Origin of the sequence: Devosia sp. 919, from assembly GCF_013185965.1 — a bacterium.
Lineage (GTDB): Bacteria > Pseudomonadota > Alphaproteobacteria > Rhizobiales > Devosiaceae > Devosia.
Genome location: NZ_JABAOL010000001.1, coordinates 483,932 through 496,092 on the forward strand (window position 1 = coordinate 483,932; position 12,161 = coordinate 496,092).

The window sequence follows — 12,161 nt, forward strand, 5'->3', positions numbered from 1 at the left end:
CAAGCCGGGCCAAGAAACTGCAGCGCGGGACGTCACATCAAGGGAATGACCATGAAAACCTTGCACCACCTTCTGCTGGCGAGCACGATCGCCATTGCCGCTCCATCTCTTGTCCATGCCGCTCCGCCCGACAACACGATCGTGGTCGGCCTGAGTGCGGATGCAGCCACCTTCGATCCGGCCCAGATTTCGAGCCGCGACAATTCCAACATCGCCAAGCACATCTTTGCCACCCTGTTCACGGTGAACTTCGAAGGGGAAGTGACCCCTTATCTCGTGGACCAGACCAGCGTCAGCCCGGACGGGCTGAGCTATACCTTCACGCTCAAGAACGGGCTGACCTGCGAGGATGGCGAGCCGCTGACCGCCGAGGACGTGGCCTATTCGTTCAACCGGCCGGCCGACAAGTCCCTGGCCTTCACCGGCAATACGCCCGGCTTTGTGTATACGACCCTGGGCTTCAAATCGGCCGAGGCGCTGGACGATCTCAACGTCAAGATCAACCTGTCCGCCAAGACAACCCTGGCGCTGGGGATGATGTCCCAGGTCTATATCCACTGCAAGGATAGCTACGAGGCCATGACGCCCCAAGAGGCGGCCGACAAGCCGATCGGCTCGGGCTCCTATCGCCTCGCTTCATGGGATCGCGGCTCCCAGATCGTGCTCGAAAAGGTCAAGGACCCTGGCAATTTCGAGACGATCATCTGGCGCATCATTCCCGAAGCCTCCACCCGCACCGCCGAGCTGATCGCGGGCAATGTCGATATCATCACCAATGTGTCTCCCGACCAGGCGCCCGCCATCGACAGCTCGGGCAGCGCCGCCGTCGCCAAGGTCAATGGCACAAGGCGCATGCAGGTGGGCTTCAACCTCGGCAAGGGCGTCGAGGGCATGCCGGGAGCTAAGGAAATCCAGGACCCCAAGGTGCGTCATGCCCTGCAATATGCCGTGGATGTGCCGGGCATTTGCTCGCAGCTCCTGGGCACCGAATGCACGCGCATGACGAGCCTCGTCAATCCGCCCAACGACAATCCCGAACTCACCCCCATTCCCTATGATCCCGACAAGGCCGAGCAGCTGCTCGACGAGGCCGGCTATCCGCGCAATGCCGAAGGAGTGCGGTTCTCCATTCGCCTGCAGGGGCCGCGCGGCCGTTATCTCAACGATGCCAATGTCGTCCAGGCCATCGGGCAATATCTGAGCGATGTGGGGGTGCAGACCGAAGTCGAGCTGCTCGAATGGGCGACGGTCTATTCGCCCCTGCTGCGCACCAAGGAAATGGGGCCATTGTTCTTTCTGGGGCAGGGCGGGGTGACCTGGAACCCGCTCTACGACATGAGCCTGTTCTCCACCCCCGACGGGGCCACCAATTACCAGAGCTGGACCGACCAGCGCTGGTTTGACGACTGGAAGCTGGCGGTCGATGCCGACGCGGTCGAGGAGGCCCGCCCCGTCATCAACCGCATGCTCAAGCTCTTCCACGAGGAAGGGCCCTGGCTGCTGCTCTACTTCCAGCCTGACTTCTACGGCGTTTCCAACCGCATCGACTGGACACCGCGCCGCGATGAAGAAATCGATCTCTTCAACGCAACGCTGAAGTCCTAAGCTTTCACTTCCGCGGGGCGCCGCCCGATTGTGGCGCCTCCTCCCTTCTCTCTGTTGTGGGCCTTCCGCCAGTGTGGACATTCATCATCAGGCGTTTGCTGCAAAGCGCCATCGTCATCATCGGGGTTACGCTCATCACCTTCACGGCGCTGCAGATGAGCGGGGATCCGACTTATCTTTATGTCAGCGAACGGGCGACCGACGAGGAGATCCAGCGCACGCGTGAAGCGCTGGGCTTCGACAAGCCGCTGCCCGAACAATACCTGACCTTTCTGGGCAATCTCGCCCAGGGTGATTTCGGCAACTCGCTGAGCTACAAGCGTCCCGCGCTCGATGCCGTGCTCGAAGCGCTGCCGGCAACGCTGGAACTGACGCTGTTTGCGATGTTCCTCGCCATTGTCGTGGCCATTCCCCTGGGTGTGGTGGCCTCGCTCAACCGCGGCTCGGCGGTGGATGGCTCGATCATGACCGTGGGCATGCTGGGCCAATCCATTCCCAGTTTTTGGCTCGGGATCATGATGATCATGTTCTTCGGGCTGCAGATGCGCATCCTGCCCATTTCGGGGCATGTGCCCTTTATCATGCCGCTGCTGTCGGGCGATTGGGCCCAGGCCTTCCGCAATCTGCCCCAGGCGCTCTACTACCTCATCATGCCCGGCTTTGCGGTGGCGTTCTATTCCATCTCGCGCAATGCGCGCCTCGTGCGCTCCTCGATGCTCGAAGTGCTGGGCCAGGATTTCGTGCGCACCGCCCGCGCCAAGGGCATCAGCGAGCGAGCCGTGGTGATCCGGCATGCGCTGCGCAATGCCTGGCTGCCGGTGGTGACCATGATCGGGCTCGAATTCGGCTTCCTGATCGGTGGCGTCGTCGTGGTGGAGATGGTGTTTTCCTGGCCCGGCATCGGCCGGCTAGTGTTCAACGCCATCAACCAGCGTGACATTCCCGTGGTGCAGGCCGCCGTCGTGATCCTGGCGCTGGTGTTCATCGCCCTCAATCTCATCGTCGATCTGGTTTACGCCAAGATCGACCCCCGCGTGAAACTCTAGGAGGCCGGCATGGCAATCGAAGCTATCCCCGCGACCCCGGTCCAGGCCCGTCCGCTCTCGCATCGCCGGCGCGAGCTGCGCCGCGCCATGCGCTCCATGCTGCAGGCCAAGTGGCCGGTGGTGGCGCTGCTGGTGCTGCTGCTCGTCGCCTTCGCCGCCATTTTCGGCCCCTGGATATCCCCGCTCGATCCCAACCGGCAGGACATCATGATGCGCCTCGCCGATCCGCTGACCGAAGGTCGGCGCAATGCCTTTTTCCTGCTCGGCACCGACGGCCTGGGGCGCGATGTGCTGTCGCGCCTGCTTTACGGGGCGCGCATTTCGCTGCTCGTTGGCATCTGCGCGATTCTGGTGGGGGGCACGATCGGGGTGATCGCGGGCCTGCTTGCCGGCTATTTCGGTGGCTGGATCGACGACGTGATCATGCGGCTGGGCGATATTCAGCTCGCTTTCCCCTTCATTCTCCTCGCGATCATGTTTCTTGTGATCCTGGGGCCGGGGGTGATGAACATCATCATCGTGCTGGGGGTGGGCCAATGGGTGACCTATGCCCGCATCGTGCGCGCGCAAACCCTGTCGCTGCGCGAAAAGGAATATGTGGAAGCGGCACGCGCGCTGGGGGATTCCACCTTCCTCATCATCTTCCGCACGATTTTGCCCAACATCATTGCGCCCCTCACCGTCATCGCCTCGTTCAACGTGGCCTCGGTAATCCTGTCGGAAGCTTCGCTCTCGTTCCTGGGCCTGGGCGTGCCGCCCAATGTGCCCACTTGGGGCGCCATGCTCGCCGACAGCCGCGACCAGCTGATGGCCAACAAATGGTGGCTGGCCTTCTTCCCGGGCATTGCGATCGTCCTGACCGTCTTGTCCTTCAACATCCTAGGCGACTGGCTGCGCGACTTCCTTGATCCGCGCCTCAAGACCATGGCCTGAGCCCTACCAACCCGCAAAAGAGCAAGAAACCCATGAAAGTTGGCATTGTTGGCGCAAGCTTTGCGCGCGCCGCCTATCTCCCGGCCCTGCGCCATGTGCCCGGCGCGGAGGTGATTGCCCTCGCCTCAGGCCGCCTCGACAGTGCCCGCTCGGCTGCCGCCGAGTTCGACATTCCCCATGCCTATGACGACTGGCAGGCCATGCTCGATGGCCAGCGGCTGGATCTCGTGCTGATTGCCACGCCAACCGACCTGCATGCGCCCATCACGCTCGCGGCGCTCGAGCAGGGTGCGCATGTGCTCTGTGAAAAGCCCACCGCCATGGATGCGGCCGAGGCCGAGCAGATGCTCGAGCATGCCGAAGCGCTCGGGCGCCTGCACATGATCGACCATGAACTGAGGTTCAACCCCAACCGGGCCAAGGTCGCGAGCATGATCGCCGCGGGCGAGCTGGGCGAGATCCGGCACGTCAACATCGCCAATATCGGTGCATCCTGGGCCGATCCGGCCAGCCGCCCCAAGGGCGACTGGTGGAGCCTTGCTGAACATGGCGGGGGCCGGCTCGGCGCCAATGGCAGCCACCAGGTCGACATGATGCGCTGGTGGCTGGGGCCGGTGGCTTCGGTCGTGGGGCAGGCGCTAACCGTGATCCCCGACCGGCGCGACAAGAAGACCGGGGAGCCCTGGACGGCCACTGCCGATGATCTGGCCTATTTCACCCTCGAGATGCAGAGCGGCGCGCTCGCCCAGGTGTTCATGAGCGGGGTGGCGGCCAACAATATCGGCAACCTCACGCAGGTATTTGGGTCCAAGGGCACCATCCTCCTCGACAATGACGATGAAAAATTGCTGTTCGCCAAGGCGGGCGGCAGCTTTGAGGACATCACCCAGCCCGATCCGAATGCCGATCTGCCCGGGCTCAACAAGGGCATCTGGAATGTGTCGGTCGTGGGGGCGCTACGCGAACTCAGCAGTGCGATCACCGACGGGCGCAAGCTCAAGGCGGGCGCCACCTTCTTTGATGGACTGGCCAATCAGCGCGTGCTCGACGCGGTCAAGCAATCCACCGCCAGCCGTGCCTGGGTCGACCTGCCGGCCGAGCGGCAATGAGCCGCCCGATCGCGGGGCAGCGCGTCATCATCACCGGGGCCGGGGCAGGGCTGGGCGCCGCCATCGCCCGCCGCTTTGCCGCTGCCGGGGCGCGGCTGGCGCTGATGGATTATGACGCGCTGGCGCTTGGGGACACGGCGCGCGATTGCGGCGCGCGGGCGCTGCCCATCGAGGTCGATCTGGCCGATCGGGGCGCCACCAATGCCGCCATTGCCCGAATATTCGGTCAGCTGGGGCGGATCGATACCCTGATCCATAACGCCGCCATTTTGCGGCCCACCCCCTTGGCCGAGGAAAGCTTCGAGAGCTTTTTCCGCACCGTCAATGTGGGCCTGCAGGCCGGCTTTCAGCTCGCCCATGCGGTGTGGCCGGGCATGCGCGACGGGGGCGGCGGGGCGCTGGTCTTCGTGTCCTCGCGTTCAGGCATCGAGGGCTTTGCCGATGAAGCGGCTTATTGCGCGGCCAAGCACGCGCTCGAGGGGTTGAGCAAATCGCTGGCGCTTGAAGGCGCACCCCACGCCATCACCTCCCATACGGTGACGCCCGGCATGTATATGCGCACCCCCATGTCGGAGCGGAACTACAGCCCCGAGCTCAAGCAGCAATGGGTCGACCCCGCCCAACTGACCTCGGCCTTTGTGGCCTTGGCCGAAGGGCGGGCGCCGATCCCCAGCGGGCAGCGGGTCAATGCCTGGACCTTGTCGCAACAGCTCGATGGCGCCGTAGCTTCCATGGGGGCGGCAGGCTGAAAGGGCGGCGGGCACTCCCCGCCCTGGCAATTCCCTCCTTCCATTGGCGTCTTTGCTGTTGGCAGCGGCGGGCGGCTGGCCTAGTCTCATTTGCATCACGGCCGCTTCAGCCCGCCAAGAGGCATGAGCGGCCAGTGCAGAGGGGGGACGTCGTGGCGATCAGAATCGCTGTCGGGCAATTCCACGAGCTCAGCCAGGAGCGCCTGCGCTTTGCCGCGCAGATCGGGGCCACCGGTATCCAGTTGAACAACCCAACCCTTCCCGGCGACACGCGCTGGGAAGAGCGGGATGTGCGCGCGCTGGTGGAAGAGGTTGAGGCGGCGGGGCTGGTGTTCGAGGCCATCGAGAATGTGCCCACCCATTTCTACCACAAGGCCATGCTTGGGCTTGAGGGCCGGGACGAGCAGATCGAGAATTACCAGGCTACGATCCGCACCGTGGCGCGGGCGGGGGTGCCGGTGCTGGGCTACCACTTCATGCCCAATTCGGTCTGGACCACCAACCGGTCAGCGCAAACGCGGGGCGGGGCACTGGCGCGCCAGTTCGACATGAGCGTCGTCGAGGCCCATGCCGACGATCTCGAAGCCTTGCGCAGCTTCATGCCGACGACGCTCGGGCGGGCGAGCTCCATGCCCCTTTTCGGCAAGGGCGGACCGGTGATCACCGAAGACGTCATGTGGAGCAATTACCGCTATTTCATCGAAGCGGTGCTGCCCGTGGCCGAGGAGGAAGGGCTGCGGCTGGCGCTGCATCCCGACGATCCGCCGGTGCCGATGCTGGGCGGGGTGGCGCGCCTCTTCTACCAGCCCGAAAACTTCCGCCGCGCCTATGAGCTCGCCGGCCAGTCGCCAGCCTGGGCCCTCGATCTCTGCCTGGGCTGTTGCTCGGAAATGCCCGGCGGCAAGGCGGCGGTGCGCGAGATGATCGATTTCTTCGCCCCGCGCGGCACCATCGCCTATATCCATTTCCGCGACGTGCAGGGGGCCGTTCCCAATTTCACCGAATGCTTCATCGGCGATGGCAATTACGATCCGGCTGAAGTGATTGCGCTCTTGGCCAAACATCGCTTCGATGGCTTCCTGCTCGACGATCATGTTCCCAAACTGGATGGCGACAGCGACTGGAACCATCGCGGCCGCGCCCATGCCATTGGCTATATGCAAGGTTTGCTGCGCATGGCCGACTATTGCGACCTGCTCTGAAACCCTTGCCGGCCGGCGTTCCTCCGGCCAGCCCCTGCGCTGCAAAAGTTTGAGGACCTGGTTTAATGCCTTCTGCCCTGGTGTTCGTTGGTGGTGTCAATCGCGGGATCGGCTATGTCGCCCACCCCGCCGGGGAGGGGATCGCGGCCTTCCGGCTGGACCTTGCCAGCGGGGCGGCAGAGCCGCTGGCCGTTACCAAGGGCATCGACAACCCGACCTTTGTGGCCGTGGCGCCCGATGGGCAAAGCCTGGTTGCCGTCAGCGAAGTGGATGGCTGGCATGAAGGCTTGATCACCGCCTATGGACTGGATCGGGCGACCGGCGCCCTGCGCTATCGCAACAAGCAGCCCACCCGGGGCGATTACACCTGCTTTGCCGGCTTTGATCGCTCGGGCCGCTGGGCCGGCATTGCCAATTATGGCGGCGTGCCGATCACCGAAGAGCCTAATCGCTCCTTTGCCATTTTCCCCGTACGGGCCGATGGGAGCCTCGGCGCCCCTTGTGCCGAAATCACCCATACCGGGCAGGGCAAGGATCCCGACCGGCAGGGGCGGCCCCATGCTCATTGCCTGCGCTGGAGCCCTGACAACCGCTTTGTCCTCGTGGCCGATCTCGGGATTGACCGGCTGCTGATCTATCGCTTCGACGCGCAAAGCGGCGCCGTTTTGGCGCATGGCGCGGCCGAGTTGGCGCCGGGTGCCGGGCCGCGGCACCTGCAATTCCATCCCGGCCTGCCGCTGGTCTATTGCGTCAACGAACTCGACAGCACCCTTGCCACCTTGCGCTTCGACCCCGAGGCGGGGCAGCTCGAACTGCTGGGTGCCGTGTCCACCCTGCCAGCGGGCGGGCACCCCGGCAATTCCTGCTCCGCCATCGCCGTGCACCCCAGTGGGCAACACATCTTTGTCGGCAATCGCGGCCATGACAGTGTCGCTCGCTTTGTTCTCGATACCCAAACCGGACTGCCGACGCTGCTGGGCACCACGCCGGCAGGCGGACACATTCCGCGTGACCTGGCGCTCGACCCCTCCGGCACGCTCCTGGCCGTTGCCAATCAGGAAAGCGACCGAGTGTCCCTGTTCCGCTACGAGCCGCAGAGCGGCGGGCTCGAGCCGCTCGAAACGCCCATCGATGTGGGCTCGCCGACCGTCGTTGCCTTTCACCCTGAACTCGGGGGCGCGGCATGAAGATCACCGCCATCAAGCCCTTTCCCGTCTGGGTCGGACACCGCAACCAGCTGATCCTCAAGATCGAAACCGACGAGGGAATCTATGGCTGGGGCGAAAGCGGGCTGTCAGGCCGCGAAAAGGCGGTGATCGGCGCGATCGAGCATTTCCGCGACTTCCTGCTCGGGCGCGATCCCATGCGCATCGGCGCCATCTGGCAGGAGCTTTATCGCAGCCAGTATTTCGAAGGCGGGCGCGTGTTGCTCGCCGCCCAATCGGCGATCGATATTGCGCTCCATGACCTCAAGGCCAAGGCGCTGGGCGTGCCGGTTTACGAGCTGCTAGGGGGCAAGCAGCGCGACGTGATCCCGACCTTTCCCTCCGTCGCCAATGTCGAGGGACCCGAAGGCATCGCGGCCGCGCAGGCGCTGGTTGCGCGTGGCTGGAACGTGGTGCGCTTCTTTCCCGCCGCCTGGAGCAATGCACAGAACATCTTTGAGCCGCGCGTGTCGATCGGCCGGACGGCGCGGGCGCTGGTGGCGGCGCGCGAAGCGCTCGGGGAGGAGGTGGTGATCGGGGTGGATTACCACCACCGGCTGAGCGTGGCGGAAGCGGCGAGCTTTTGCCGAAAGATGCCATCGGGCACGCTCGACTTCCTCGAGGAACCCATTCGCGACGAAGCGCCCGAGGCCTATGAGGCGCTGCGGCGGCTGACCGATGTGCCCTTTGCCATTGGCGAGGAATTTGCCAGCAAATGGCAGTTCCTGCCCTTTATCGAGCGCGACATCCACCAGTTCAACCGGCTTGATCTCTGCAATGTCGGCGGCTTCACCGAAGCCATGAAAGTGGCCGGTTGGAGCGAGGCCCATTATGTCGACATGATGCCCCATAATCCCTTGGGGCCGATCTGCACCGCCGCCACCATCCATTTCTCCGCCGCCGTTCCCAATTTCTCCTGGCTCGAAACCCGCGTGGCGGTGGGCGATCTTTATAGCGGGGAAGCGGGCAATGAGATCTTCACCCAGCAGCCGCGCCTCGAAGGCGTGGTTTACCGCGTCCCCGACGGGCCGGGCCTCGGCGTCGAGGTGGATGAAGGAGGGCTGGCGGCGCAAAGCTTCCGCTTCTGGGAAGCGCCCCATCTGCGCCGCCCCGATGGTTCGGTGACCAATTGGTGAGGCTGGGGTGAAACAGTTCGCACTCGGCTGGAGCCATGGCGATGCGCTGGTGCTGAGCACCGCTGCCATGCTGGCCGACTGCCGCTTCGATCTTGGGGGCAGAGATTTCCGCCCCTTTGCGCGCGCCCCCTGGTTGGGGCAGGTGAGCGATCCCGCCATTATCGGGCATCTGCGCGAACTAGGCGGCGATTTTGCCTGCCTGCCCTTTGGCGCCGGGCCCCCACAGCCGATCGGGCCACCCGAATGGGCCGAACTCATGGGCGAGCCGCCCCTTGTGCCCATTCACGGCCCGGCCGGTGACGCGGAATGGGAGCTGGTTGCGCGAACCGAGCACAGCGTAACCCTGGGGCTCGATTACCCCGCGGACTCGCTGGTGCGCCGGCTCGAGCGCCGGGTCGCCGGACGGCCGGGAACGCCGGTTCTCGACTCGAGGCTCACCATCTACCCCCGCCGCTCCGGCGCCGTTTCGGTGGGCCTGCATCCCATTATGCGGCTGCCTGAAGCGCGCGGGCAACTGCAACTCGAAGCCGAATTTGAGTTTGGCCTCGTTCATCCGCGGCAGGTGGGGGCAGGGGAGGCGCAGGAATTTTCCGCGTTCGCTGCGGTGCCGCACAGGGGCGGGAAAATCGATCTGAGCCATGTGCCCCTGGGTGAGCCCAATTTTAGCGCCCAGCTCTGCGGCATGCGCGGACCGTTGCGCGCCGTGTTCCTCGAGGAAGGCGCGGGGGTGGAGATCGATTGGGACCGCGACCTGCTGCCCTCACTCCAGATCTGGTGCACCGATCGCGGCATCCAGGGCGAGCCCTGGCAAGGGCGCTATCGCGGCATCGGACTCGAGCCCATTGCTTCCGCCTTCGATCTCAACACCCGGCTTTCCGAGCGGCCCAACCCTATCAGCCGGCGCGGCGTCGCGACGGCAGTCCAGCTGCAGGCCGACACCCCGCTCACTCTTTCTCACACGGTTTCCGCTTTCGCCACCGGAAGCACAGCCGCAGGCGGAGGTTGATCGCACCCTAGTTACTGCTCCCTTCAGCCGCATTGCTCTGCCTGATGCAAAGTAAATCATCTGATTTGCTTGACAGCCGGCTTTGTGTTGTCTGCGCCATATCTGCAATAATGCAAGTAACAGCATTGCCAATTGTGCCGGGCGGGCGCACAATAGTTATGTTGGTCCTCCAATCACTGGCGTCAGATCAGGATGGAGGCAAACACAAGGAGGTGCAGGGCCCGGCTGGTTTGAGGAGACCGGGGCCTTGCCGGATCACAGCAATGCCGGCCCCGCCGGCTTGAGGTGCGCGCAGGTGCCCGGCGCAGCCATGCCCTCCGGCATGCCGCCAGCCGGCTGGAGCCAACAAGGGAGAGAGCGTTTGATGTTCAAATTTCATGCAGTTGCTGCCTCGGTGATCGCGCTGGGGCTGGTGGCGGTGCCGGTGGCCAGCCTGGCCCAGACCGGCGCCCCGCCCGCGACCGAAATCACCCCAAGCGGACCCCTGCCCGAAGTGCCGCGCAACCAGACGCTGAACCTGGCCTGGGGCGTTTCGGCGTCCTCTTCGATCGGCACCACCAATCCCTGGGTGCTGCCCGGCTATACCCATCAGGAAGGCAACAACCTGCTGTTCGAGCCGCTGATGTATTTCGGCATCTACACCAACGAGTTCATTCCCTGGCTGGCCGACAGCATGGAATACACCAATGAGGATTTCACCGCGCTCGAGATCAAGCTCAACGAAAATGCCGAATGGTCCGATGGCGAGCCGGTGACGGCCGATGACGTCGTTTATACCTTTGAAGGCCAGCGCGATTACGAAACGCTCCCCTATCACGCCCAGTTCGCCGACCTTGTCGATACCATCACCGCCAAGGACGAGCTGACCGTCGAGGTGACCTTCAAGCAGCCGGCGCCGCGCTTCAAGTTCGAGGTGCTGACCGAGAAATTCGATACCGGCATCCCCATCGTGCCCGAACACTGGCTGTCCCAGCAGGAGGACCCGACCAAGGTGCCGGGCCTGGCGGAAATGCCCCATTCGGGTCCCTATGACGTCGTCGCCTGGAACGCCAACCAGAAGATCCTCGACCTGCGCGACGACTGGTGGGCGGTCAAGGCGGGTCGGGTGGAGATGCCGGCGGTCAAGCGGGTGGTGGTGGTCAACATCCTCAACCAGCCCATCGACACGGTGGCCCAGCGCCTCGTCAACAACGAGTTCGACTCCTCGGTCGATATGCGCGCCCAGATCATCGGCAACATCTTGCAGCAGAACCCGGACATCCAGTCCTGGACCGGCACGGAAAGCCCCTATGGCTATCTCGACTGGTGGCCCAATTCGCTGTGGATGAACACCCAGCTCGAGCCCTACAACGATGTGCGGGTGCGCAAGGCGGTGAGCCTCGCCATCAATCGCGACCTCATCAACGAGGTGCTTTATGAAGGGGCCGAGATCGCCACGATCTATCCCTTCCCACTGTACCCCAATCTGCAAACCTTTGCCGACTCGCCCGAAGTAAAGGCCGAGGAAGAAAAATACAGCCCCTGGACCTTCGATCCCGACCAGAGCGCGGCGCTGATGGAAGAAGCGGGCTTTACCCGCAATGGCGATGGGCTTTGGGAAAAGGATGGGCAAACGCTCGACGCCACCATCCAGGCCTTTGAAACCATCCATGGCGACGTCGCCCCGGTGCTGGCCGAAATGCTGCGCCAGGCTGGCTTTGATTCCAATGTCAATTTCGGCACCGATGCCTACCAGAACATGGTGGACGGCAAGGCCGGGTTCTACATGTTCGGCCACGGCGCGAGCCTGTTTGATCCCTTCGAGGCGCTCAACCTCTTCCATGGCCGTTATTCCAATGTGATCGGCTCCTCGGCCGGCAACAACCGCTTCTCGCGCTATTCCAACCCCGAATACGACGCACTGGTGGATGCCATTGCGCCCCTTGATTCCCAGGATCCCGCCTTTATCGAGGGCGCCGCCAAGGCGCTGGGGATTTACTGGCGCGACGTGATCGATGTGCCCGTGATCCAGTGGCTGCACCGCATTCCCTACAACAACCATTATTGGACCAACTGGCCGAGCGCCGAGAATGTGGGCCTGGGCACCAATGGCGCCTTTTGGGCCCATACCGGGCTCCTTGTGATCGCGGGGCTGCAGCCGTCGGGCAACTAAGACTTCCGGCACCCGGGG

At 64.0% G+C, this 12,161-nt stretch carries 10 protein-coding genes; all 10 read left to right on the forward strand.

All coding sequences use genetic code 11. The features are described from left to right. Positions 1 to 51: 51 nt before the first annotated feature. Positions 52 to 1,605 carry an ABC transporter substrate-binding protein gene (locus HRQ64_RS02330; RefSeq protein ID WP_172121859.1) on the forward strand — a complete coding sequence of 518 codons (1,554 nt, stop codon included), beginning with the start codon at positions 52 to 54 and terminating at the stop codon, positions 1,603 to 1,605. A gap of 71 nt (positions 1,606 to 1,676) precedes the next feature. After that, positions 1,677 to 2,651, forward strand: coding sequence for an ABC transporter permease (locus HRQ64_RS02335; RefSeq protein WP_172121860.1), 975 nt, complete (start codon positions 1,677 to 1,679; stop codon positions 2,649 to 2,651). A 9-nt stretch (positions 2,652 to 2,660) separates the two neighbouring features. Next, the gene (locus HRQ64_RS02340; protein ID WP_248307159.1) at positions 2,661 to 3,584 is read left to right on the forward strand and encodes an ABC transporter permease; all 924 of its coding nucleotides are present in this window, start codon (positions 2,661 to 2,663) and stop codon (positions 3,582 to 3,584) included. 32 nt (positions 3,585 to 3,616) lie between these two features. Beyond that, the gene (locus tag HRQ64_RS02345; protein ID WP_172121861.1) at positions 3,617 to 4,693 is read left to right on the forward strand and encodes a Gfo/Idh/MocA family oxidoreductase; all 1,077 of its coding nucleotides are present in this window, start codon (positions 3,617 to 3,619) and stop codon (positions 4,691 to 4,693) included. Continuing rightward, positions 4,690 to 5,442, forward strand: a complete 753-nt coding sequence (locus HRQ64_RS02350; RefSeq protein ID WP_172121862.1) for an SDR family oxidoreductase — start codon at positions 4,690 to 4,692, stop codon at positions 5,440 to 5,442. The genes HRQ64_RS02345 and HRQ64_RS02350 overlap by 4 nt, the downstream gene beginning before the upstream one ends. Before the next feature lie 152 nt (positions 5,443 to 5,594). Beyond that, positions 5,595 to 6,644 carry a mannonate dehydratase gene (locus tag HRQ64_RS02355; RefSeq protein ID WP_172121513.1) on the forward strand — a complete coding sequence of 350 codons (1,050 nt, stop codon included), beginning with the start codon at positions 5,595 to 5,597 and terminating at the stop codon, positions 6,642 to 6,644. Positions 6,645 to 6,709: 65 nt separating this feature from the next. Next, the gene (locus HRQ64_RS02360; RefSeq protein ID WP_172121863.1) at positions 6,710 to 7,831 is read left to right on the forward strand and encodes a lactonase family protein; all 1,122 of its coding nucleotides are present in this window, start codon (positions 6,710 to 6,712) and stop codon (positions 7,829 to 7,831) included. Then, the gene (locus tag HRQ64_RS02365) at positions 7,828 to 8,985 is read left to right on the forward strand and encodes a mandelate racemase/muconate lactonizing enzyme family protein (protein ID WP_172121864.1); all 1,158 of its coding nucleotides are present in this window, start codon (positions 7,828 to 7,830) and stop codon (positions 8,983 to 8,985) included. The genes HRQ64_RS02360 and HRQ64_RS02365 overlap by 4 nt, the downstream gene beginning before the upstream one ends. Before the next feature lie 7 nt (positions 8,986 to 8,992). Next, a complete protein-coding gene (locus tag HRQ64_RS02370) occupies positions 8,993 to 9,991 on the forward strand; it encodes a hypothetical protein (protein ID WP_172121865.1) in 999 nt (332 codons plus the stop codon). Positions 9,992 to 10,355: 364 nt separating this feature from the next. Further along, positions 10,356 to 12,143: an ABC transporter substrate-binding protein gene (locus HRQ64_RS02375; protein ID WP_172121866.1), complete on the forward strand. Its 1,788-nt coding sequence runs from the start codon at positions 10,356 to 10,358 to the stop codon at positions 12,141 to 12,143. The last annotated feature ends 18 nt before the right edge of the window (positions 12,144 to 12,161 follow it).